The sequence below is a fragment of the Streptomyces sp. NPDC046349 genome (assembly GCF_055587885.1).
The window spans coordinates 15579-38604 of sequence record NZ_JBVJFK010000020.1 but is presented as its reverse complement, the minus strand read 5'-3'; the positions used below and the strand labels follow the sequence as shown (position 1 = coordinate 38604).

The window sequence follows — 23026 nt, the reverse complement described above, 5'->3', positions numbered from 1 at the left end:
GGCGCCGGACCGCGCGGTCCGACGCCCTCGTCCCCCGACTGGCGGCCGGGCCCGGTTCAGGCGAGCAGCTGCAACTTCTCCAGGATCTGGAAGGCGATCGGCACCGCGAGCCCGCCCGCCGCGCCGGCGGCCAGCAGGGCCGGCCCCGGCGCCATCGAGACCGGGGCGGCGCGGGAGACGTGGTAGGTCACGACCGCCACGAGCAGGCAGGCGGTGAGCGCGAACAGGACCCACGCGGTGTTGGCAGACCCGGCGGCGACGAGCATCGGAACTCCCCAGACGAGGCGGCAGGGTGACGGCGCGTCTGCGGACGCCCCTATTGTCTCAAAGGGTAGAGACAATCGAGAGACAATGCGAACATCCAGCTCAAGGAGGCAAACAGATGGCCGGACGGCCGCCGAACCCCGTGCCGGACGACGCCCCCGCGGAGCTCGCCGAACTCGCCCACGATCTCCGTGAACTGCTCAGGCGTCACGGAAGCCCGTCCTACGCCGTGCTGGCCCAGCGCTCGGGCCTGGGCAAGTCGACGATCGCCCACGCGCTCAGCGGACACCGGCTGCCGAGCAGGGAGACACTCGCCCGGATCCTCGACGCGATTGCCTCACCGGAGGAGCTGGACCGCGCGGAACGCCGGGTGTACCTGAACCGATGGCTCCAGGCGGCCTCTTACGAGAGGGGCGCACGTGCCGTCACCCCGCCGCCGAGCGCGGACACCGGGGCGGACGCGGTACTAGTCCAGGGCAACCGGATCTGGCTCGTTCAGGCCAAGCACAGTCCGGCGGCCGGCCCCGGGGGGGGCGAGGGGGCCCAGGTCTGGGTGTTCGACACCGACGAGCACCAGGCGGCGGCCGCCGAGGTCGAGGCCGCCACGCAGGCGCTCAACGCGGCAATGGACCGGCTGGAACGGGCGACGGCCGAAGTGGCCGCGGCGCGAGCCGCACTGCGGGACGCGACCGCCCGCGCCGGCTCGACCCTCCGCCCCGCACCCGAGCAGACGAGGCGGGACGCAGAGGCCGCCGTCCGAACCGCCGACGACACCCGGCCCGAACGGTGACGGCGGAGGCGACGGACCCGGTGGGCAGCGCGGCGGACGAACTCCTCCCGGCTGCCGAACGCCTGCTGCTCATCGAGCAGTGGGCGCGGCGCCACGGCATCGACGCCGCCCGGCGGCTGGCCGAGGCCGAGGACCTCGCCGATGCGATCGCCGCGGCCATCGTCCCGGACAGCACCGTGGACACCTACGCGAAGTCGTGGCGGGTGTGGACCCGGTTCTGCGCGGGGGCCGGCCTGCCCGAGCGGGAGGGATCTCGCGGCGCGCTGGTCGCCTTCGTGGCATGGATGCTGCGCGAGGGCCGGCAGAACGGGACCGGCTACGCGCCGAGCTCCGCCGACACCCACCTCGCCGCTGTCGTCATCGGCCTGCGCCAGCGCGGTGCCGCCGTCAGCGGCGACGACCAGGCCGCCGCCCGCAAGGCGCTGGCCGGGCTGGAGGTCAAACTCCTGCAGGCCGGCCAGCGGCGCGGCCGCGGCCAGGCCGTCGGCGCCGACATCGACGGTCTGTACGCCGTCGCCCGCTCCTGCCCCGACACCCTGACCGGCGACCGGGACAAGGCCCTCGTCCTCACCGGCTTCCACTACGCCTCCCGCGCCCAGGACCCCGCCGGCCTCCAGAGCGGCGACGTCACCCTGCACCCGCGCGGCCTGGTCGTCGCCGTTCTCACCGGCAAGACCAAGCACTCCGTCCGCAACGCCAAGATCGGCTACGCGGCGGACCCGGAGATCTGCCCGGTCCGCGCCTACACCGCCTACCGCGAGCGCCTGGTCGGTGAGCACGGCCATCGGTGGGTCGACCCCTCCACCCCCGCCTTCGTCGGCATCGACCGGCACGGCCACATCACCGGCGGCCTGGTTCCCGACTCCGTCACCCGCGCCATCAAACGCATCTCCGCCCGGGCCGGGGTGCCGATCTCCTGGACTGGGCACTCCCTGCGCATCGGCCTCGCCTCCACCGGCCGCCGGAAGGGCAAGGACGCCATCGCCATCGCCGACCAGGGCGGCTGGGCCCGCCACTCCCGCTCCATGCTCGGCTACATGCAGCGCGAGGACGGCTGGGACGACAACGCCTCCGCCGGCCTGACCTGACGTTGCGTGGGCCCCGAGGCGGCGATGGCCGGAAATCTCTCTGCGCGAATTTGCGCCATCCTGAGCATTTATCGAGGTTCCAAAATTTCGAAGCGCTCATCACGTTTCGCCGGGAAGTAGACATTCTGGCTTGAATTCGATCTGAGAATTGAGGTGCCTATGAGGTTTCTGTGCGACCTGAGGCACAGTCAATTGGTCCTCGTTGACTGCCATGTGGCGCGATGGACAAGATTCCTGGGTCATTGAATGCAGCTCGCGGAACTGACCAGTCCGGGATCTGTATTCGTCAGTCCCGATATAGGGGGAGCGTCATGAAGAATTCGGATGACGGGTCGAAGCGGCGTGGAATCGGTACGCTCATTGCCGGTGTGGCTATGGCTGGCACGCTGGCTGCGACGCTGGGGTCGGGAGTCTCCTACGCCGCCAACGGGGCCCCGTTAGGAGTTCCCGCCAGCGCTGTCTCGGCGGACGGCAAGTTCTTCACGCCGGGCCCGAACACCGTGGTCAAGAGGAACGCCGTTCCCGCCGACGCCGGCGCGATGTCGGTCGAGTCCGCCTCTCCTGTCACCCCGGGGCCGGCAGGTACCGCGGACTACTACACGATCAAGAACGCGCACTGGATCGCCCAGTCCTGCGGGACCGAGCTGATCCAGCAGACGAGCGGCCAGGGCAAGACCACGCTGGTCCTCTCGGTCGACAAGAGCATCGCCGCTACCGTCACCAAGGAGATCAATGTTGACCTGAAGTACATCTCGGCCGGCATGGGCTGGAGCGTCACCAGCAGCTACGGGGTCAAGAATGAGACGCGCTACGAGGTGCCGGAGGGCAAGTGGGGGACCGTGCAGGCCTTCCCGCTCTACGACGTCTTCGAGGGTGACGCCCACGCAGGCGTGGGCGGCGGCCTGCCCACGGGCAAGAGGGTCTGGGCGTACAAGCCCGTAGGCGTCTGCTTCAATCAGTGGACGTCGTAAAGAAATTCCTGGCATTACTACATGAGTGAGGTGCAGCCCCGATGGCTCGAATTGCGAAAACTCTAGTCGTTGGGGCTGCATTCCTGTTACTGCTCACAGCCTGCGACGGGGCAGACTCCCGAGCTGACTCTCCGTCGAGCGATTCCCGGCGTGTACCGCTGTCAGATCTGGAATCAATCTCGATCGCGGATGACCCGCTGGCCGACAGCGGCGGAGCCGTAAGGATCCTCTCCGAAGTCAAGTATGAGCACGGCCGCCTTATCGCATACGTGAAAGGCGAATCCTGCGGAATCGTCGCCACATCGACGCACGACACCCAGGAGGAAAAAATCGCGCTCTCATCGGAGTGGCCCCGAGGTGACGAGGGCAGCAACACCCTCCCTGCGGGCCCCTACAACAGCGCCTCCGGTGCCGGCGGCACAAACACCTGGGCGTCCCTGCTGTGCGGCAAGAACGCCATGGTGATCGAGTACTCGGGCCAAGCCGGAGGACCCGGGCAGAGCCGCGGGCAGACCGCCGTCGGGCAGGTCCCCGGCCAGCCCAAAACCTCGCGGATCATCGTGGCCGCCCCCGACACACGCGACGAGATCCAACGGCAGCCAGCAGGCTGAGGAGCGCCTTCAGGGCGAGGCGCCGACCCTCCCGCGCGGCCTCGCACTGGCGCCGCCGACACGACCACTTCTCCGACTCGACGGCGGCACGAAGGCCGAGGTGGCGGCCTGGCTCCTCGCTCACGGCGAGATCACCGACCTGCTGCGCTGACTTCGCTGTCTTGGTCGTTGCCGACGGCAACGCTCACACCGAGCTGCTGCTGCACCGGTTCTTGCTCGAGGGCACAGGTACCGGGGCCCGCCCGGAATGCCGCTCGGTTCGAGTAGCACTCCCCGCCAGCTGGAGCGGCGAATGGACGGCGGCGCGGCGGTAGGCGTACGCGAACGACCAGGGCCAGCCCGCCTCCCTAGTGGCGGTGACGGCCCGCTCGAACCGGTCGAAGGCGGATCAGGACCCGGCGGAGTGGCTGCCGCCGGCGCCGGACGCGTTGTGCCGGTACGGCGCGGAGTGGACTGCGACGAAGCTCCGCTGGGGCCTCGCGGTCGACGAGGCCGAGCGGGATCGGCTGCTGGACATTGCGGCCGGCTGCGGGGGCACCGACGTGGAGTTCACCCCCGCCCCGTAAGCGGGGTGCGGCAGGCGTGCAGGGCTCTCACCTGTCAGGGGTGGGGGCCCCCTTCGTCGGTTGGTGCCCCCGTCCGGCGTCATGCCCCGGGCGGGTCCTGACTGCCCCGCCTGTGCGGTGCAGGCCGGAGCAGGGGTGTGGTCGGGATCCCGCCCTCATGACCTGACCGACCCGCTCGGCGCCCGGATTCTTTCCGCTCTCCTGCCGGTTGCGGGCGTGCCGTGATGCGGGTCGGAAGGGGCTCTGGCCAGGAGGGTTTCCGCCGGGCGTGCGCCGGTGCGTGGGCCGCGCAGGGAAGCGGAGTTGACCGCTCCGGAAAGTTTTCGAAAGTGCCCTGAACGTTTGGGGGTTGTTTTCGCTTGGCTGATGAGTAGGAGCCGGTTTTCGGGCCGGGTCCTGGCTGCCGGACCCGGGGGGTGGCACGGCTGTCTGTCTACTTCATTTGCTTGGAAGGACTCCGTTCGACGTGAACAGCACCGAGCCCCTCGTCCTCGCGCTGATAGCCGCGACTGCTGTGCGGGTGTTCGCGCCCGACGTGGTGAGAGGTCTGCGGCGCCTGCTGGGCGCCGGTGTCCGGGTCGGCGCGGCGGAGCTGTCCGCGAGCCGCCCCGTGTACGGGCCCCGCGGCCCGTCAGCAGGAGATCCCGTCCGCCGGCCTGGACGGGCCTGGGGAACAGCCGTGGGGGAGCTCATGACCGACGCCGAGTACGACCCCTTCGGGGAACAGGCCGTCTCCAGCGAGCTCGCCGGTGTCATGCCGGTGGACTTCGTCGCCTTCCGCGGCGACCACGCCGACCCTGCACTGCCGTCCGGCCGGCACGCGGTCCACGTCCACGTGTCCAAGCAGTCCGGCCACCGCGGCGTCGAGTATCTGGCTGCGCAGGCGGGCGTCCACCCGTGACCAACTCGGCGCTCGTGCACGCCGCCGTCCGGTCCGCATCACCGCACTCGTCCAAGCCGTCCTCGCCCTAGATCTGACCAGCTCAGCGTGAAGTTGGAAAGAGCTCAGTACCGGTGCGAGCAGTGTGCCCGTGACGCAGACCAGTGTCACCGTCAGTGCCGGCATCGTGTTCCCATGGAGCCCCCCGCCGCCCGGCCACTGCGGGGCGCCTCCACGAGAAGTCCCCGTACCGTCCGGACAAGTTGTGGATGCTGCTCGTTCCTGGAGACGCTCCGCCCGGATGCCGCGCGTTGAGGCAGCTCGTAGGCTGGTTGCAGGGCCTCACCGCTCGTGGCCGATGGGACCGCGGACCGCGCTGACATCAGCGTCTGAACGCGACACCGGCCCGGCATCGAGCTTCGACGTTTCAATGGTGCGTCATGACAATTTGGACCGATCTGGGCTTCAATCAGAGCCCCTATGACACTAAATCTCTTCCTCCGACGGCGATCGGAGAGAGGCTGCTGGTGGGGCGGGAGAAGCATATTCAGCGCCTGATTAACCGACTCGCCTCATCGTCGAGCCATGTGACGATCGAAGGCGAGGCCGGGGTCGGTAAGACCAGCCTCATCACCATCGCCAATTATCGCATGAAGAGGAATAGTGATAAGGCTCGGAGCCCAATCCTGCTCCCCATCGAGAAATCGTTTCAGATCACCACCCAGGATGGCGTGAAGCTGCTTGAGGCCGCGGTTTACCGCGCGGTCGCGGAAGCTTTCATAAGATACCGGGAAGCATTGCAGGCCTGGGGCTATGACACGCCTAAAGTGGCAGACATCAACAAATGGATGAACTCTCCCATCATTAAGAACATCTCCGCCGGTGTTTCCGTTGCGGGTGTCGGTGTCTCGGCAGGCAGAAGTGAATCGTTGAATGCCTCAACCGCATTCGCGGAATCCGGCCTGGCCAATATGGTGCGTTCTTGGATGGCTGAGTGCTTCGACCCTCCAGGGTGCGGATACTTCGTCTGCGTATTGGATAACCTGGAGCTTCTCGTCAGCTCGGCCTCGGCGCGACAGGCGCTCGAAGAGATTCGCGACACGATTCTCGCCGAGCCGGGGTTGAGGTGGGTGATATGCGGAGCGCGAGGCGTAGTGCGCACCGCAGCGGCGTCACCGCGACTCCAGGGTCGCCTGTGCCACCCCCTTGAGGTCGAACCTCTGTCCATGGGTGATGCGATCGGGGCGCTTGAGGCTCGCATCAACGAGTTTTCGACAGGAGGAGCTCCGCCGGTCGGTCCTATAGGGTTTCAATATCTCTACGAGATTCTTAAATGCAATCTGAGGAACACTCTTCAAAAGTGTGAGGACTTCAGCTTCTGGCTGCACGACGAAGGGGTCATCGGCGCGGGGGAAATTGAGCATGTTGCGCTGATGCAGTCCTGGATGACGCTCCTTTCGGATGAATATGCGAACAACCCCAACATCTCTCCGTGCGGTTGGAAGCTTCTTGACGACATGGTCGGCAACGAAGGCTCCTGCGATTTTGGCGACTACGAGCTCTTCGGCTTCTCCGGTCCCGACGAAATGAAACGATGCGCCGCGGAGCTTGAGCATCAAAATCTGATCGAGATGTCGCCCGGTGATACCGGAATGGATTCGGCTCTTGTCGCACCGAACGGATGGCTTGCCCGGTTTTCGAGATCGGGTTACCAGATCCCACGTAGCTGAGCGACATCCTGGCTCGGCGGCCGGCCGCGCTGCCCGAGGCCGATCCAGCGACGAGAGAGGACACGCCAGGCTGAGCCGGGGCGTACTCTCGCGTCCCGGGAGCGGGAGGGGTTCCCACACGTAGTCGTCGGTGTAGGCCCAGGCGGCGTCGGTGAGCCAGCCCAGCTCGAGCCGGTGGTCGCGGGCCAGGGCAAGGCCCTGGCGCAGGCAGCCGACTAGCAGGCGCCGGTCCGGCCCGCTGCTGGTCTGCCACTGCGCGCCGAGCGCGGCCAGCGCGCGGGCTGCGGCCTGGTGCCAGTACAGGCCAGGCACCCATGCCGAGAGCCTGCGCGAGAGGACACACCCGCAGCCGGACGATGCGGCCACCGCCGCTGACCGGCCGCGAGTACGGGCCGTCGCCCCCACCGGGCGGCGGCCCGTACTGCTGCACGGGGCACGCGTGCAGTGGCGTTTCGCCGGTGAACCGCCGTGCGCGGGCGGGTGAACCGGTCCGCGCGGGCTGTCGCTGACGGCGTGGTGGCCGGTAGAACCGGCCCATGATGATCATGAAGCGGTCCGCCGTCGCGGCCGCCGCCGCCCTAACCATGACCCTCTCCCTCCCGGCCGCTGCGCAGGCGAGCGGACATCCGGCCGCTCCGGCCGCAGCTGTGCCGCAGGTCCTGCCGATCGGGGTCGCGGTGTCCGCGCTTCCGATCGCGGTGGAGGACCGGACCGGCTACCAGCGCACCTCCTTCCGGCACTGGAACGCCGGCGACGTTCCGGCCGACGGCTGCAACACCCGAGCCGAGGTCCTCCTGGCCGAGGCGGTCGTGTATCCGGAGGTCGGGCCGGGCTGCACCCTGACGGGCGGGGTGTGGTGGTCGTACTACGACGAGCGGGAGGTCACGCCAGCCGGTGCGCTCGACATCGACCACATGGTCCCGCTCGCCGAGGCCTGGGATTCTGGAGCGGCGAAATGGACGCCCGCGCGGCGTGAGGCGTACGCGAACGACCAGGGCCAGCCCGCCTCCCTGGTGGCGGTGACAGCCCGCTCGAACCGCAGCAAGGCGGACCAGGACCCGGCGGAGTGGCTGCCCCCGGCGCCGGACGCGCTGTGCCGGTACGGCGCGGAGTGGACGGCGACGAAGCTCCGTTGGGGCCTCGCGGTCGACGAGATGGAGCGGGACCGGCTGCTGGACATCGCGGCCGGCTGCGGCGGCACCGACGTGGAGTTCACCCCCGCCCCGTAGGGCAGCCGGGGGTGAGGGCCGCCACCTCGATAGGTGGCGGCCCTTTGCTGCTGCCTGGCCAACTACGTGCGTTGTTGGGCCGGCGGGGGTGTGGGTGGTCGTGCGTGCGGGGCAGGGTGGTCGGCGGGGATGTGCGGGGGAGGGTGGTGTGCTGGTGGAGTGGGACTGGTGGACGGTGGAGTTTGGGGACGCGCACGCGGGCGTGGTGGGTGTCCTTGTCGGTGGTGGTGAGCCGGGGCCGGTGTACTTCGACGTCGGGAGCGGCTCGGACGTGCCGTCGACCTCGCACTGGTCGGCCTACGACGGCCGGGCCGGCCGCCCGCGTGCCGAGGCGCTCCGGGCGGGGTGCGCGTGCGGATGGCGCGGCGCCGCCGAGTACCCGCTGGGCTGGGCGACGGCCGGAGACCGGCCGCTGTACGCGGCGGACGTCGACCTCGCCGGGCCGCTTGCGGACTGGACTGCGCACCTGTCCCTCGTCCGCGACAACGCGGTACCACTGCCCGAGCCCCTGGCCGCCCTCCTCGCCGAGATCACCGAGCAGCTGACCGCCAGGACCGCGGACACACCCCTGGCTGCGCTGCGCGCCGTCGGGGTGCTGGAGCGGATCGCCACCCGCGTCGGGCGGGAAGCCGCGGGCGCGCTGGCGGAAGACGGCGTGTCCGCCGAGACGGTGGCCGCCGGGCTCGGGACCACCCACTCCAAGGCCTTGATGCTGCTCCTGACCGCACAGAACAGGTAACAGCACCAGGCATCGGTCTCTTGTCGGCCTTCGGCTACCCGTAGTCCGCCATCCGGGCCGTCACCCCTTGGGCGACGGCCCTTTCGCATGCCCGGTATCGGCTCCCCGGCAGCCCGCCCGGCGGCGCTACAGGCCGGTTCCGCCTGGATGCCCCGCGGCTCGGCCTCGCCGACGACATCGAGGGCACCGACCGACTGTCGGGCTGGGTCGCCGACGATCCGGACGCCGACGCGCTGGCCGCCCGGGCGGCCGGGTATGTCGGAGCCACACTCACCCGGCTCACCGCACCGGCTGCAGGCCCCCTCGCGGTGCTCGGGGACGTCCGGGTGACCGACCGGTTCCGCTCGGGGTCGGGCGGGCTGCGCATCACGCTGGAATGGCCGGCCCGCCTGCGCGGCACCGCCTCGCCAACCGGCGGTGGTGTGGTCCGCCACGGCGTCCCGCAGACGAGGACCGACAAGGACTGCGTGTGCGCGCGGCATGGCTGCGGCGGACTGGACCCGGTCCTGTGGTGCGACGAACACGGCGGCGAGGCGCCCCCGGTGCTGGATGTGGCACGCGGGCGGCGGCCTGGGCTGCGGGCAGCTCGCGCGCGGCAGGGCGGCAAGCGCGTAGGGGCTCGTCGGCTGCGGGTGGTCCTGGCGCACCCTCGGATGAGCCGGGGCCGGTCAGGCCCGGATATCACCGTCCGGGGTGCTGGCGGCGCGCTGGTACCAGGTTTCTGCCTCGGCCACCCGCCCTGTGTTCTGCAGCAGCCGTGCGAGGTTGTTCATGGCAGGGGCGTTTCCGGCTTCGGCGGCGCGCCGGTACCAGGTTTCTGCTTCGGCCGTGCGCCCGGTGCCCTGCAGCACCACTCCGAGGTTGTTCATGGCTTCGGTGTGTCCGGCTTCGGCGGCGCGCTGGAACCAGGGTTCCGCCTGGCTGGTGCGGCCAGTGTTATGCAGCAGCCGTGCGAGGTTGTTCATGGCTTGGGTGTGTCCGGCTTCGGCGGCGCGCTGGAACCAGGCTTCCGCCTCGGTCTCGCGGCCGGTGGTCTGCAGCAGCACCCCGAGGTTGTTCATGGCCTTGATCTGTCCGGCGTCGGTGGCTTTTCGGTACCAGGTTTCTGCCTCGTTGGTGCGGCCGGTGTTCTCCAGCAGCAGTCCGAGGTTGGTCATGGCGCCGGTGTTCCCGGCGTCGGTGGCTTTTCGGTACCAGGTTTCTGCCTCGTTGGTGCGGCCGGCGTCCTCCAGCACCATGCCGAGGTTGTTCATTGCGTTGGTGTTTCCGGCGTCGGCGGCGCGCTGGTACCAGGGTTCCGCCTCGGTCTCGCGGCCAGTGTTCTCCAGCAGGAGTGCGAGGTTGTTCATTGCGTTGGTGTTTCCGGCGTCGACGGCGCGCCGGTACCAGGGTTCCGCCTCGGTCTCGCGGCCAGTGTCCCGCAGCAGCACTGCGAGGTTGTTCATGGCTTCGGTGTTCCCGGCTTCGGCGGCGCGCCGGTACCAGGGTTCCGCCTCGGTCTCGCGGCCAGTGTTTACCAGCAGCATCCCGAGGTTGTTCATGGCGTCGGTGTTTCCGGTGTTGGCGGCGCGTTGGTACCAGGGTTCCGCCTGGCTGGTGCGGCCAGTGTTATGCAGCAGCACCCCGAGGCTGTTCATGGCGTCGGTGTGTCCGGCGTCGGCGGCGCGTTCGTACCAGGGTTGCGCCTCGGTCTCGCGGCCAGTGTTCTGCAGGAGCAGTGAGAGCTGGTTCATGGCGTTGGTGTGGCCGGTGTTGGCGGCGCGCTGATACCAGGTTTCTGCCTCGTTGGTGCGGCCGGTGTTCTCCAGCAGCACGCCGAGGTTGTTCATGGCGTCGATCTGTCCGGCGTCGGCGGCTTTTCGGTACCAGGTTTCTGCCTCGTTGGTGCGGCCGGTGTTCTCCAGCAGCACGCCGAGGTTGTTCATGGCGTCGATCTGTCCGGCGTCGGCGGCCTTCCGGTACCAGGTTTCCGCCTCGTCGATGCGGTCAGCCTCTTTCAGCAGCCACGCGAGGCTGAACATGGCGTCAAAGTCTCCGGCTTCGGCGGCCCGTCTGTGGCGCTGCTCGTCGGTTTCCGATGCCTCCGCTGCCGGCACGGGGGTGGGCCCGGGTGCGAGATGGGCGGTGCGCAGGCGTGCGGCGACGTCCTTGGCGGTGAGGGGACGGCCGGCGGGGTCTTTGGCAATAAGGGAGGTGATGAGGTTGTCGATGTCGGGCGGGATTGCCGGCTGGTGGGTGCTGGGCGGTTCGGGAATGGTGGACAGATGCATGGCGATGACGGCGTACGCGGAGTCCGCGGTGAACAGGGGGCGCCCGGTGAGGAGCTCGTAGAGGCTGACGCCCAGGGCATAAAGGTCGGACGAGTGCGTCGGTGTCTGTCCGCTGAGCTGCTCGGGAGCCATGTACTGAGGGCTGCCGAGCAGCGCTCCGGTCATGGTCAGGCCGATCGTGCCGTCCTGGACCTGGGCGATCCCGAAGTCGCAGATCTTGACGGTGCCGTCGTCGAGCAGCATTAGGTTGGCCGGCTTGATGTCGCGGTGGACGATGTTCCGCGTGTGGGCGGCGGCCAGCCCGTCGCACACCTGGGCGCCGTACTCCACCACCTGCTCCAGGGGGAGCCCGCCGGGGTGGTCCTCGCGCAGGACCGTCGCGAGATCACGACCTTCCAGGAACTCCATGACGAGGAACGGAGAGACTTCCACCTGCCCGTCGGCGCTCGTCTCCCGGTGCTCGCCCAGGTCGTGGACGACGGCGATGTTGCGGTGGTTAAGCCGGGCGGCTGCTTCGCCCTCACGGCGGAAACGGGCCAGGACCTGGGCAGCGAGCCGGTCGTCACGCAGATGGGAGGTGAGCACCGTCTTGACCGCGACGGTACGGCGCAGCCTCAGATCGGACGCCGCCCACACCTCGCCCATGCCGCCGCGCCCCAACCGGCTCTCGAGCCGGTAGCGGCCCGCTAGCTCCATCCCCCTGTACATGCAGGTCAACGTATGCGACTCACCCGCGATGCGACAAGAATCCTCCGAACCTGGGCGGGGTCTTCCGGCCGCATCCGCCAGCCCGCTGCCAGGAGTACGAGCACCGCCGCGACACCGTGACCGGTCCGCTGCGCGGGTCGGCCGCGGGCGGTCCCGACGCACCCTCGGATGCGCCGGGGGCCGGTCAGGCCCGGATCTCGTTGACCAGCATCCGCAGGGTCAGGCTGTGCTCCTCCGGCGGCAGGGCATCCATCGCTGCGGTGGCGTGCGCGACACCGCCGACCCGGTCGCCGGACCGGGCGAGCATCACGGTGGAGCTCCAAGTGGGTGGCGAAGCGCGGCAGGCTCGTGGGGAGTTCCGTGAGGGCCTGGTCCTGCGCCTCGGTGGCGGCCTTCTCGTCGCCGAGACGGGCGAGGAGCAGGGGCCTCGGCCTCGACCGTGATCTCCGCGGCATGGGGGTCGGGGTACGGCCGGTCGGCGCCTTCCCACTCCACCCACTGCGCAAGGGCCGTCAGGCTCCGGTGGAATGCCTGCTGCGTCTTGCTCGGCCTCCCCTTCGTCAGTACGCCCGGCCCCCCCGGGGCCGGTGGCGGTGCCTGGGCGGGCTCCACGCCCAGTGCGGTCAGCCGTGTCTGCTGTTCAGGCAGGAGCCCTGCCCAGGTGGCCGGCTGCTTCTGCTGCTGGAGCCACACTTGCCGATGTCGTCGCCGTCCATGAGCACGCCGGGGGCGATGCCGTGCAGCCGGCCGTCGGCGTCGACCAGGTCGCTAGCGGCTGGCCCTGCTGCCCTACCGATCGAGAAGTATGCTGGCGGGCGCACAGGTACGGAGGCCCGCCAGGAATACCGCTCGGTTCGAATGACGCTCCCCGCCGGCCGGGGCGGCGGAATGGACGCCCGCGCGGCGGGAGGCGTACGCGAACGACCAGGGCCAGCCCGCCTCCCTGGTGGCCGTGACGGCCCGCTGACCGGTCCAAGGCCGACCAGGACCCCGCGGAGTGGCTGCCGCCGTCACCGGACGCGCTGTGCCGGTACGGCGCCGAGTGGACCGCGACGAAGCTCCGCTGGGGCCTTGCGGTCGACGAGTTGGAGCGGGACCGGCTGCTGGACATCGCGGCCGGCTGCGGCGGCACCGACGTGGAGTTCACCCCCGCCCCGTAGGGGCGGTCGTGGCCGGGCCGAGGCGTGTTGTCGGTGGTGGCGGTGACCATGGGGAGATGAGCGCTGGCATAGCACCCGACGGCCCGCACGCGGGGATCGAAGGGCTGTGTGAGCAGATCCGGGGCGCCCTGGCAGGGTGGGCGCCCCGGCTGCTCGGCGTGCACATCCACCAGACGGCGTCCGGTCCGGCCGAGCTGGCGCGGCTGGTGGCAACGGTCGCGGAAGCGGCCGAGGTCACGGTGCTCCCCGGTGATGGTGCGGCCGCCCGGGCCGAACTGCACGCGGCAGCCGCTCGGGCGTCCACGGCGGCCGATGAGCGGCGGGGGACGGACAGACGGGCGGACCTGGCCGCCGTGCGGGCGGGGTGTCGGCGTGCGGCTGTCGCGGTCGGTGAGCGCGTCGCCGTCGGCTTCTGACCGAGGGCTTGCGCGGAGGCTGTTCGCCGGGTTCATCGGCGTGCGCGCCAGGTGCCGTAGAGGGCGGCGACGGCGCTGATGACGCCGGCGAAGCCGGCTTCGCCGACGGTGAGGTAGATGCCGGCGCAGGTGGCGAGGAGCGCGACCAGGACCACGGCGTCGGGGACGCGCCGCTCCCCGGCAGCCGGGTCGCGGGTGGCCGGCGGCTGGGCGGGATCGGGGTCGGGCTTGGGTGTCTGCGGGGTGGTTCCGGTGTCGGTCATGACTCCAGGAGAGCGCCCTGAAGCCCTGCTTCCCAGTGATCCGTACGGGCCCGCCCGGACCCGGATGATCTTGTGCTTCGGTCGTCGGGAAGCGGGCTGTTCCCGGACGGGGCGGAGCGGCCGGAAGCGTTCGGCGCAATCCGCATACATCCGGCTTCACCGCCCTCTAGCGTGGCCTTTCCGCACAGGCAGGGGGGTTGATGGCAACCGAAGCACCCGGGGGCGAGCCGCAGGACCGTGAGGCCATCGACGCCTACGAGGCCGCGCTGCACGCCTTCGCCGACAAGCTGAACCTGGTCCACATATCCGGCGGGACCCCCTCCTACGCCACGGTCGCCGCCGCGTCGGTGCGGCCGCGCCTGACCACGACCGGCCTGAACGAAATGCTCACCGGCAAGCGTCTGCCAACCCTTGAGGCGCTCCTGGAGTACCTACGGGTTGTCACCACCCCCAGAGGCCTGGACAAGCCGGCCGCCGCGAAGTTCCGCGCCGACGCCGCCCTCATTCAGGAGTGGCGCGGGCACTGGCAGGACGCCAAGCTGCTCCAGCGCCGGGCCCAGGCCGCGAAAAGAAGGGTGCGGGCCACGGTCCGCCGGACCCACGACGACGCCGTCCGCGCCGCCGAGGCTCTGCGCACGGAAGCGCACGCGGAAGCCGAACGAATCCGTACGAGCGCGCACACCGATGCCGAGGACATCCGCGCGCAGGCCCGCCGCGACGCCGACGAGCTCCTCGACCGGGCACGCGAGACAACGGCCGCCACGACACTGGACAGATCCGAACCCCGACTTTCCGGCAGCAGAGTTGTAGCCGTCGGATTGCCGCCGGGCCTGAGGGCGCCCTGGGTACGCCCCGCGGGCGTGGTGCTGGGGGTTGCAGTCGTGGCGGTGGCCACGATTTTGGTGGGCGACTCCTTCACCGGGACACCCAGCGGCTGCCGGGACGGCAGCACCCAGGCCGCCGAGCTGCACGCCGACGCCGTCTCGTTCCACGACCCCGGGAGCGTCCGACCGGTCGCGTTCGCTGCCGAGCCGGCCGCCTGGATCACTGTTCCCGCCGGGCATCCACTGCTCCGCGGCTTCCCGACGCCGTCCACCGCCTCCACGACAGGGGAGTCGCCGAGGCCGGACGCCTCCCCGACACCGGAGGCATCGCCGACGCCGAGCCCGTCCGCCACCCCGACACCGACCCCCGCGCCGAGCCAGTCGGCGCGCTGCAAGAACCGCAGCGGCTGACGCACCTCACCACCCACCATCCGCATCCACACCGGCAACGGCCGCGACACCCGCACCGACCTCTTCCAGGACCGCCGCGACTACGTCTGGGACAACCGCTCCGACACCGCCACCCTGCGCGACGACCGCGGCCGTATGACATGACGAGGGCCCGGTCATCGGCCGGGCCCTCGTCGGATCTGGCTTACCGGGGTAACCCGGACGGCGTGCTCACGGTGGTGGCGGGGGCCGAGGGGTTCGAGGTATGGGGCGTGCTTCCGCCGCCCCCGCCGCCGAGTGCCGCCAGGATCAGGATGAGTACCAGGAGTCCGCCTCCTCCCGCAGCGGCCGCGGCCGCCGGGGGCCCGATCCGCCGACGGTGAGGTCGCACGTAGGTACCGTCCGCGCGGTGGTGCCCCCGCACCCCCGTGGTCAGCACCATGTCCGGCGGGAGGGCAGGATGTGATGCGCCGCGCTGCGACGGGATCGTGTGAGCCGACTTGGGCCGGGTCCGCCGTGTGTGAGGCCGGACGTAGGTGCCGTCCTTGCGGTAGTGCCCTTTGACGTGAGCCATGGGTGGTCCATCCCTTGACGAGTCGGGGAGGTGCACGACGACGGCCCGCTCGGCCGCAACCTCCCAAGGTAGACCCGCCCACTGACAACGCTGGGGCACACGCATCGCGGACGAGCCGCAGCCGGGCACCGCTACCCCCTAGGAGAGGGGGAACTGGCGCCGGGGCGGAGGTATCGCGCGCAGCAGCTCCCACAAGGGGCGCGATCCGGCGGCCCACTCGGCGAGCACCCTGCGGTCCACCAGGTGCAGGCGCTGGTCCTTGGCGAAGTCCACGGCGTTGCTTGTGATCCGGCCGTTGGTCAGCATGACCAGCACGTCGCCGTTGTGGACCTGCCGGCCCGTGCCGTTCAGGACGTGGAGATCGGGAGTGCCGACCGGCTTCCCGGACCAGCCGGCCTTGCGGTGCTTGCACTGGATCACCCAGCGCCGCCCGTACGGATCAGTTGCCTTCACATCCGCGCCGTTGTCGCCGCGTCCGCCGACCCGCTGCGCGTCCGCGCATCCGTCCCGGTGCATGAGGTCGCGCACTGCGAACTCGAATTGCGTGTGGTGCAGATGGTCCAGTTGCTCCATCGCGTAGCGCAGGCCCTGCGCGCGAACCTGCTCCCACCGCGCTGCTTCCCCGCGACGCCACATCCAGGCCCCGCCCGCGCCGGCCGCCACCAGGACGGCGAGGACCACGACCCAGGGATGTTCGGCCAGCCACCGCAGTGCTGCGGCCGCCAGGCTGAGCGCGACCGTGGCCGCGAAAGCGGCGAGGAGCACCTGCTCCAGGTGCTGGTTCTGCCGCCGCCGGGACCGCCGTACCGGCCGACGCCGCCCACTCACCGGCCACTCCGCGCCGACGGGGAGTCCGCCGTATGCAGACCGAGCTGAGCACGAAGGGAGTCGGCCGGGGTCACTGGCTCGCCTGGGAGACACCGCTGACGAGCTGGCCGAGGAAATCGGCGATGCCCTGACCCACGTCGGTGGGGGCGAGCATGATGCCTAGCGCCAGCACGATGACCACGGTCATCTTCTCGTCGAACCGGCTCCGGGCCTCAGTACGTCGGCGCAGCCGAAGTACAACGATGACCACCAGCAGTACCGCCACATTGATCGACAGCAAGCGTCAGCCTCCCCGCCGGAACCGGGGCAGCGGACGACAGCCCCCGACCTCTTGTGTAGCTCGGGGTCAGCGGCGGTGTGGCTGGATTGCCAGGGATTGGCGGCAATGCAACGTGCTGGCCGAATCAAGGTCTCCGGCCTCACGTACCAGCAATTCCACCGGCGACTGTCTGTCGTGTCGAGCTCGACGACCGAGCTGCCGACGAGCCGGGGAGCTTTCCGCGCAGCGGTTCTGCCACGCCGCGGGGGCCGCCCCGGGTGGGGCGGCCCCGTGTACGTCTTGCGTGTCTCCAGGAGAGAGTTGCCGGTCAGGGGAGGGCGCGGCGGTGGTGTTCCTGCCTGTGGCTGGTGTGGATGTCCTGGTTGCTGTCGGTGAGGAGGTGGGCGAGGAGGAGGCCGGTGGCGCGTCGGCTGAGGCCTTGGGCCGCGGTGATCAGGCGGGCGTGGTCGTGGGCGGGCAGGGACACGGCGATGCTGGAGGCCCGGCCGGGTAGCCCGAGGGAGAACGCGACGCAGACTTCCTTCTCGGAGTATTCGAGGAGGTCGAACTGGGCGGCGTGGGGACCGGGCTCGTCAAGGACGTCGAGCAGGGCGCGGGGGCTGGTGATGGTGCGTTCGGTCAGTTGCACGGAGGGGTAGCGGGTGAGGTGGTCCATGCGGGAGTCGAAGTCGAGTTGCGCCAGGAGGCTCTTCCCGACAGCGCTGGCATGGGCGGTTTCGGCGAAGGGGGCCCACTCGTGGACGGGTGGGGCGGAGGCGCTGTGTGCGCAGCCGTTCACCTCGATCTCGCCGTCGGCGTAGGTGCTGATGTAGACGGCGGCGCCGAGGTCGTCCCGGAGTTGTTCGAGGGCGAGGTCGAGCATCCGCCGGTGGGGATCCGCCTTGGTGACGAGGTCGAGAACGGGGCCGGTGAAGTAGGCGCCGCCGACGGACTCGACGAGTCGCTGCTCAAGGAGCCAGTCCAGCAGCCGCACGGTCGTGTTCAGCGACATCCCGGCCTTGTGCGCCAGGGCGCGGCTGTCGATGCCGCTGGCAGTGCTGATCAGCTGGAGCAGGTCGCGGGCACGCTGGGTGGTCTGCCACTTCTGGGGCACACGGGCGGGGGTGTTACGGTGCCGGGCCATGTCGTTGAGGACGGCGGGGCGCAACGCGTTCACCGACCAGGGGTCCGTCGTCCCTTGGCCGTCGCCGGTGTCCGCTTCGGCGGCGGCCTGCCGCAGCAGGTGCACCGCGGCCGCGGTCGCGTCGGGCCGCAGATCGGGCAGCGCCAGACGAAGTCCGCCCTCGGCGGGGGGCAGCGCGGCCAGGTGCGGCCGCCGCCCGCCGGCCGTCGTCGGCCGGGGGGCGGGCCCGTATTCGGGGACTTGGGGAGCAGGTACGAGGTGCAGCTGCGGATGCTCGCTGCCCACCGCGCCGGCCGTGGTGGGGGAGTCGTCGGTGTCGGGGTGCAGCAGGTGCCCGGGCACGCCCAGCCCTTCGCGGACCTCGTCGAAGTACTCCTCGTCCTCGGGCTGTCCGGGCTCCTTGTCGGGGAGGCGTCGGGCGAGCGCGGCCAGGAGGCGCGCGGCGTCACCGTGGCCGTGTCGGGCGGCCTCGGCCACCAGGAACCGTGCATCGTCCGTCCAGTCCGCTCCCGCGCGCAGTGTGAGCGCGGCCATGCGGAACATCGCTCCCGGGTGGCCGGCGGAGGCGGACTCACCCAGCCAGTCCGCTGCCACGGTCAGCTCACCCCGGCGCAGGGCCTTCGACCCGAGCAGGTACAGCGAGTTCGCCCGCTCGCACCCGTCCCGGTCCAGCCGGTACAAGCCGCTCAGCGGACCGAAGTCCCCTTGCGGCCGGTCCCAGAAGTCTTCCGGCCCGGCCAGCTTCGCCAGCAGCTCCACCAGCCCGGCCGATGGCGGAAGGCCGCGGCTGTCGTCGATCAAACGGGTCACCACCGTCACCTGTCCCTCTCCCTGCGTCCTGATGATTTCCGGTGCGCATCACGGATGAACTCCTGCAGCGCGTGCCGCAGCTCCACAACCGCGTTATGACGCTCCTGGTGGAGTCGTCGGGCGCGTATGCCGAGGGCGGCGGCGATCTCGACGTCGGTCAGGCCCTGGATCTGCAGCCGCACCACCTGCCGGCGCACCGACGACGGCATCGCATCGATCGCCCCCACCAGCAGGTCCCGCATCGGGTCCAGATCCCCGACCGCCACCTGCTCCGGCGACGGGGCCAGCGACGTGGCGGACGACTCCACCATGTCCCCCACCAGTTCCTGACGGGCCTTCGCGTTCAGCTGGTTGAGCGCCAGGTTCCACGCCGACCTGCGCAGGTACGCGGTCAGGTTCACCACGCCACCCAGCAGCCCTTCGGCCGCCCGCGTGATCACGTTGGACACCGCCTGACCCACGACGTCCTCGCACGCCGCCCACGACAACTTCCCGCCGGTCTTCCCGCGCAGCACCGCCGGTTCCTTCTCCAGGAACTCCAGTGCCTGCCTCGTCAGCTCTTGGGCCTGCTCGGAGTCGGCCCACCCGCTGCCGCGACTTCCTTCCTCCCCGGCCGCGCCGGGTTCCACCGCCGCCAACGGCTTGTCCGTGCGCGAGCGCGGTGGCGTCTTGGGCATCTCACCTGCTACCACGGCGCGCGCTCCCTCGGGGAAGGCCACGATCGGTCGGCCTCGGGGTCCACCTCCATGTCGACCAGGATCAGCCCCCCGCGGTCGGCGACCGTCACGCGCACCCGCGAGGCTCCGGATACCTTGACGTGCATGACGTGCACCAGGACCGGCACCCGGCCGGCCGCCGCCGGGACCACGGCAGCCTCGTCCTCTTGAGGGGTTTCCGGTACTGCCGTGCGGGACCTGCGGTCACGCCACAGCTTCATCAGGGGGGCCGCCAGGGCAGCCACCGCGCCCACAGCCGGGGGGATCCCGGTCCAGTCGAAGGGCATCTGAAGTCGTTCTCCATCTGCGGTTGGTACGGGCGCGGATCGCGCCCACGCAACCCAGACAGCCGACCCGCCCCCCTTCTCCCTTCAACAACCCCCGAATCACCCATTCGAGTGACGCATGCCGTCCGCGGCCACCGCACGTGGATAGCAGCCGCATATTTCCACCACCTGCTGAACTGCAATGCGGGCAGTCGGCAGCGGGTCGGGTGGGGGTTCGGCGGCTGACGCTGGCCTGGACGGCCAACCTGCGCGGCACCGCCGCATCGGGGCGGTCACGGGGCCGCGGACGCGGGTCCGGGCGAGGCCTGCTTCCGCGCGCAGGTGGTGCGGCTCGGCTGGGGCCCCGCTCGGTTCCGTGACCGTCGACGGCAAGCGGCAGGGAGGGGCGACCAGATCCCCCTCTGCCCGGGAGATCGCGGTCCTGGAGTTGGTCCCGGCCCTCCGTGGACTGGTGGGCACGGGCGCGTCCTTCCGTCAGGCTGTGGGCACGGCCCACTCGGCGGGCTCAGCGAGGAGCTTGGTCGTGTAAAGGATCTTGGTGGGGCGCTGGGCGGCGGGGACCGCGTAGACGGTCTTCCCGCGGACGCAGTCGCCTTCCTTCACCGTGGCCTCGATGGGGTACTCGGGTTTGGGGAAGTCACCGAACGTAGTGCCGCTGGGCTCGATGCGGACGCCGTCGGGGTAGGAAAGGATCCAGGGGAACCGGCTGGTGTGGATGGTGCCCTTGGTGCTGCACACCTTCAGCTCCAGGGCGGCCCACACGTAGCCATCGGTGCCGTTCTCCTTGTCGGCGCTCTGCTGTGTTTTGACGCCCTGCTGGTAGCCGATGACCGTGGCGGTGGCGACAGAGCCGTCTTCCGCGGCGTTAGTGGTCAGGGACTGGCCGAACGTCAGCGGGGCGGCGCGGCTGGGGCTGGGGGAGGCGCTGGGCGTCGCCGAGGAGGATGGGGCGGTGACGGCCGGGTTGTCCGCGGGCTTGCCGTCGGTGCTGCTGCAGGCGGTGAGCGGTAGCACCGCGAGGCTGGTGGCGAGGACGGCGGTGGTGCGGATGCGCATGGACCCCCCAAGGTCACGGTGTGGCTGAGGGGGCATCATGCGACGGTCGGTGCTGGTGACGGGCCAGTATTGGCTCTTTCGTGACCTACGTAGCGGTCAGGGTGCCAGCGCGGCGGACGTTGCCCTGACCGGGCCGCTGGCGGATTGGAACGCGCACCTGTCTCTCGTCCGCGACAAGGCGGCACCGCTGTCCGAGCCGCTGGCCGCACTCCTGGTCGAGATCACCGAGCAGCTGACCTCCACGACCGCGGACGCGCCGCTGCGTGCTCCAGCTCCTGGGCGGTGCCACGGTCCTGGAAGCAGTGGGCCTGGCGGGGCAGCACGCCGACCTGGTGCGGCCAGGTCACCGGGGAAGATTCGCGGCGTGGAAGGCGACCCGCCCGCCGGGGCCGACATAGCCGACGGCGAGGCTGTGATCCTTCGCGGTGACACTTCCCGGTAGGCCGGCGAAGCCGGGCGTCGGTTCAAGGCTGGGCGGTCCGCTCAGTCTTTGGGCGGCTCCGGCCTCGGAGGGGGCTAATGTACGCACCACCTTGAATGGGTTGGGCCGCGATTGAGCTGTCCTCGGCATGGATGCTCACGTTGTGGGCTGCCGCCAGTCCGCCTGTCACTCCGCCCTGCGGGGCGTGTTCGTTCAGCAGAGCACGCAGCTGGTCAGCGGCTTGGCTGCGCTCTCCCTCGTCAAGGTTTTCCAGCATGGCTTCGATACGGGCCTGCCCTGCGGGCTGTTGGCTGATCCGCGCCCGCTCTGCCTCGGCCGGGTCGGTGGCCTGCAGGGCGGTAGCGGTCTGGTCGAGGCGCTCCAGCTCCGCTTGCTCACGCTGGGCATCGCCACGCCCGAACCAACGCGCAACGGCGCCCCGCAACCCGTTCCACGCATCGGTACCGGCAACCTGCACTACCGGCCGCCAGCCACAGCCAGGGCTACCAGGGTCTCCAGCATTCTCCGGCCTCCTCACCTGAGTGGCCTCTCTAAGTCCCTATCGCCGCAGAGAAGGACCGCAGGCAGCGCCTTGTCGGGAACACCCTCATGCTCATTGTCCAAGGTCTTCTACTAGTGGGCACCCGCAACTGCCACGACGACCTTGCTCGTTTGCGGCTGGTGTCGTGGTTCGTACCGGCACCCCCATCTCGGCGACCGCGAGACCCCAGCGGAGTTTCGTCGCAGTCCATTCGGCGCCGTACCGGCACAGCGCGTCCGGCGCGGGGTCGGCCCCCCTGCCCGGATCTTCTCCCGCAACATCACGCGCGGCCGGCTGGGTACGGCGGGCGGTGAAGGCGGTCCCGCCCCGGGTGGGGCGAGACCTGGCGGGCGGCCTCAGGGTGCGGTCGAGGCCGCAGGCCCGTTGCACCTGAACTTGGATAGGCATCCCGGGCACACCATGGACGCCCGGGGTCTCCCCGGGCGCGCCGCTGACCTTCCCCCCTCTGCCGTGGCTACCGTGAAGATCCCGACCGCACTCATCGGCAGACGGAAGGCCAGGCAGTTGGGAAAGTTCAAGGCAATCGCGGGGGCAGTGGGCGGGACGTTAGCCGCCGGGGCTGCGATCGTCGGCATTTTGACCTGGGCCGGCGTCGGCCCACCTTGGCTAAGCGAACCGAAGCCGGCGGGGTCATCTACAGACGCACCGAGAGAAATCGGCCGCCCTCTCAACGTTTATGCATACTGCCGGTACAAGGAGTTCGCCTCTTCACGCCCCGAGAAGGAGCTCCGCACCGTCAAAGACTGGACATGCGTACGCACGGATGGAAGCGCGGAACGGATCACCAGCAACGGTCCCCTCTCCTGGAACGAGGCATGCCAGTACCAGTACGGCCCTGCAGCCGTAGCCGTGAACACCGACCCCGAGCAGCAATGGGGGAGCGTGAGGTGTGTGACGGGCTGAGGAACCTCTACCTTGCGGCTGGTGCCTCCGTGCGAGCCGCCGCACGTCGAGGCGGCGGCCCTTCGTCAGCCCGTCCTCGTTCGCTCTACGGGGGCGGGGCGAGCTCCACGGCCGTGCCGCCGCACCCGACCGCGATGTCCAGCAGCCGGTCCCGCTCCATCTCGTCGACCGCGAGGCCCCAGGAGTTTCGTCGCGGTCCACTCGGCGCCGTACCGGCACAGCGCGTCCGGCGCGGGCGGCAGCCACTCCGCCGGATCCCTGGTCGGCCTTCGACCGGTTCGAGCGGGCCGTCACCGCGACTAGGGAGGACGGCTGGCCCTGGTCGTTGGCGTACGCCTCACGCCGCGCGGGCGTCCACGCCGAGGCCCCGGAGTCCCAGGCCTCGGCGAGCGGGACCATGTGGTCGATGTCCAGCGCGCCGGCCGGGGTGACCTCGCGCTTGTCGTAGTACGACCACCACACTCCGCCCATCAGGGTGCAGCCCGGGCCGATCTCCGGATAGACGACCGCCTCGGCCAGGAGGACCTCGGCTCGGGTGTTGCACTGCCCTGCCGGTGTTGGGAAGTG

Annotated in this window: 21 protein-coding genes and 4 pseudogenes; 14 read left to right on the top strand and 11 right to left on the bottom strand. The window is 70.2% G+C overall.

Annotation, left to right across the window (positions count from 1 at the left end; translation table 11 throughout):
- Positions 1-56 precede the first annotated feature (56 nt).
- A complete protein-coding gene (locus tag ACZ6JS_RS34180) occupies positions 57-266 on the bottom strand; it encodes a hypothetical protein (RefSeq protein WP_469303834.1) in 210 nt (69 codons plus the stop codon).
- Between the two features lie 116 nt (positions 267-382).
- Here ACZ6JS_RS34180 and ACZ6JS_RS34175 point away from each other — a divergent pair, with 116 nt between their 5' ends.
- The 9 genes and pseudogenes from ACZ6JS_RS34175 to ACZ6JS_RS34135 all read left to right on the top strand — a co-directional run bounded on the left by ACZ6JS_RS34175 (position 383) and on the right by ACZ6JS_RS34135 (position 8868).
- Positions 383-1054: a helix-turn-helix domain-containing protein gene (locus ACZ6JS_RS34175; RefSeq protein WP_469303832.1), complete on the top strand. Its 672-nt coding sequence runs from the start codon at positions 383-385 to the stop codon at positions 1052-1054.
- A 20-nt stretch (positions 1055-1074) separates the two neighbouring features.
- Positions 1075-2142 (top strand): site-specific integrase, encoded by a 1068-nt coding sequence (locus ACZ6JS_RS34170; RefSeq protein WP_469303831.1) that lies wholly within the window; start codon positions 1075-1077, stop codon positions 2140-2142.
- A 368-nt stretch (positions 2143-2510) separates the two neighbouring features.
- Positions 2511-3113, top strand: coding sequence for a hypothetical protein (locus tag ACZ6JS_RS34165; protein ID WP_469303829.1), 603 nt, complete (start codon positions 2511-2513; stop codon positions 3111-3113).
- A gap of 41 nt (positions 3114-3154) precedes the next feature.
- Positions 3155-3724: a hypothetical protein gene (locus ACZ6JS_RS34160; RefSeq protein ID WP_469303828.1), complete on the top strand. Its 570-nt coding sequence runs from the start codon at positions 3155-3157 to the stop codon at positions 3722-3724.
- Positions 3725-3987: 263 nt separating this feature from the next.
- Positions 3988-4290, top strand: a pseudogene (locus tag ACZ6JS_RS34155) (HNH endonuclease); the annotation flags it as partial.
- 466 nt (positions 4291-4756) lie between these two features.
- Entirely contained in the window at positions 4757-5191 is a 435-nt protein-coding gene (locus ACZ6JS_RS34150) for a hypothetical protein (RefSeq protein WP_469303826.1), read from the top strand.
- Between the two features lie 419 nt (positions 5192-5610).
- Complete coding sequence (locus ACZ6JS_RS34145; protein WP_469303825.1) at positions 5611-6900, top strand: ATP-binding protein; 1290 nt, start codon at positions 5611-5613, stop codon at positions 6898-6900.
- A 536-nt stretch (positions 6901-7436) separates the two neighbouring features.
- Positions 7437-8129: an HNH endonuclease family protein gene (locus ACZ6JS_RS34140; RefSeq protein ID WP_469303823.1), complete on the top strand. Its 693-nt coding sequence runs from the start codon at positions 7437-7439 to the stop codon at positions 8127-8129.
- A gap of 148 nt (positions 8130-8277) precedes the next feature.
- Entirely contained in the window at positions 8278-8868 is a 591-nt protein-coding gene (locus tag ACZ6JS_RS34135) for a hypothetical protein (RefSeq protein ID WP_469303822.1), read from the top strand.
- A gap of 668 nt (positions 8869-9536) precedes the next feature.
- On the opposite strand, the gene ACZ6JS_RS34130 is transcribed toward ACZ6JS_RS34135, so the two are convergent.
- Positions 9537-11846 carry a tetratricopeptide repeat protein gene (locus ACZ6JS_RS34130; protein ID WP_469303820.1) on the bottom strand — a complete coding sequence of 770 codons (2310 nt, stop codon included), beginning with the start codon at positions 11844-11846 and terminating at the stop codon, positions 9537-9539.
- A 184-nt stretch (positions 11847-12030) separates the two neighbouring features.
- Entirely contained in the window at positions 12031-12156 is a 126-nt protein-coding gene (locus ACZ6JS_RS34125; RefSeq protein WP_469303818.1) for a hypothetical protein, read from the bottom strand.
- A gap of 564 nt (positions 12157-12720) precedes the next feature.
- Here ACZ6JS_RS34125 and ACZ6JS_RS34120 point away from each other — a divergent pair.
- A pseudogene (locus ACZ6JS_RS34120) lies at positions 12721-13006 on the top strand (HNH endonuclease); the annotation flags it as partial.
- A gap of 56 nt (positions 13007-13062) precedes the next feature.
- A complete protein-coding gene (locus ACZ6JS_RS34115; RefSeq protein ID WP_469303816.1) occupies positions 13063-13422 on the top strand; it encodes a hypothetical protein in 360 nt (119 codons plus the stop codon).
- A gap of 32 nt (positions 13423-13454) precedes the next feature.
- Here the strand turns inward: ACZ6JS_RS34115 and ACZ6JS_RS34110 are convergent, their stop codons facing one another.
- Entirely contained in the window at positions 13455-13685 is a 231-nt protein-coding gene (locus ACZ6JS_RS34110) for a hypothetical protein (protein ID WP_469303815.1), read from the bottom strand.
- 200 nt (positions 13686-13885) lie between these two features.
- On the opposite strand from ACZ6JS_RS34110, the gene ACZ6JS_RS34105 reads away from it, so the two are divergent.
- Positions 13886-14920 carry an ATP synthase F0 subunit B gene (locus tag ACZ6JS_RS34105; protein WP_469303813.1) on the top strand — a complete coding sequence of 345 codons (1035 nt, stop codon included), beginning with the start codon at positions 13886-13888 and terminating at the stop codon, positions 14918-14920.
- Between the two features lie 15 nt (positions 14921-14935).
- Positions 14936-15064: pseudogene (locus ACZ6JS_RS34100) on the top strand (lamin tail domain-containing protein); the annotation flags it as partial.
- A 547-nt stretch (positions 15065-15611) separates the two neighbouring features.
- On the opposite strand, the gene ACZ6JS_RS34095 reads toward ACZ6JS_RS34100, so the two are convergent.
- The 6 genes from ACZ6JS_RS34095 to ACZ6JS_RS34070 form a co-directional block, all read right to left on the bottom strand.
- A complete protein-coding gene (locus ACZ6JS_RS34095) occupies positions 15612-16301 on the bottom strand; it encodes a restriction endonuclease (RefSeq protein WP_469303811.1) in 690 nt (229 codons plus the stop codon).
- Between the two features lie 70 nt (positions 16302-16371).
- Positions 16372-16581, bottom strand: coding sequence for a hypothetical protein (locus ACZ6JS_RS34090; protein WP_469303809.1), 210 nt, complete (start codon positions 16579-16581; stop codon positions 16372-16374).
- A 307-nt stretch (positions 16582-16888) separates the two neighbouring features.
- Entirely contained in the window at positions 16889-18514 is a 1626-nt protein-coding gene (locus ACZ6JS_RS34085; RefSeq protein WP_469303808.1) for an IclR family transcriptional regulator domain-containing protein, read from the bottom strand.
- Between the two features lie 5 nt (positions 18515-18519).
- Positions 18520-19233, bottom strand: coding sequence for an RNA polymerase sigma factor (locus tag ACZ6JS_RS34080; protein ID WP_469303806.1), 714 nt, complete (start codon positions 19231-19233; stop codon positions 18520-18522).
- Positions 19200-19517, bottom strand: a complete 318-nt coding sequence (locus tag ACZ6JS_RS34075; RefSeq protein ID WP_469303804.1) for a hypothetical protein — start codon at positions 19515-19517, stop codon at positions 19200-19202. The genes ACZ6JS_RS34080 and ACZ6JS_RS34075 overlap by 34 nt, the downstream gene beginning before the upstream one ends.
- Before the next feature lie 474 nt (positions 19518-19991).
- Complete coding sequence (locus ACZ6JS_RS34070; RefSeq protein WP_469303803.1) at positions 19992-20573, bottom strand: hypothetical protein; 582 nt, start codon at positions 20571-20573, stop codon at positions 19992-19994.
- Between the two features lie 626 nt (positions 20574-21199).
- Here ACZ6JS_RS34070 and ACZ6JS_RS34065 point away from each other — a divergent pair.
- Positions 21200-21631, top strand: a complete 432-nt coding sequence (locus ACZ6JS_RS34065; RefSeq protein WP_469303802.1) for a hypothetical protein — start codon at positions 21200-21202, stop codon at positions 21629-21631.
- Between the two features lie 913 nt (positions 21632-22544).
- Here the strand turns inward: ACZ6JS_RS34065 and ACZ6JS_RS34060 are convergent.
- Positions 22545-23002 (bottom strand): annotated as a pseudogene (locus ACZ6JS_RS34060) (HNH endonuclease family protein); the annotation flags it as partial.
- Between the last annotated feature and the right edge of the window lie 24 nt (positions 23003-23026).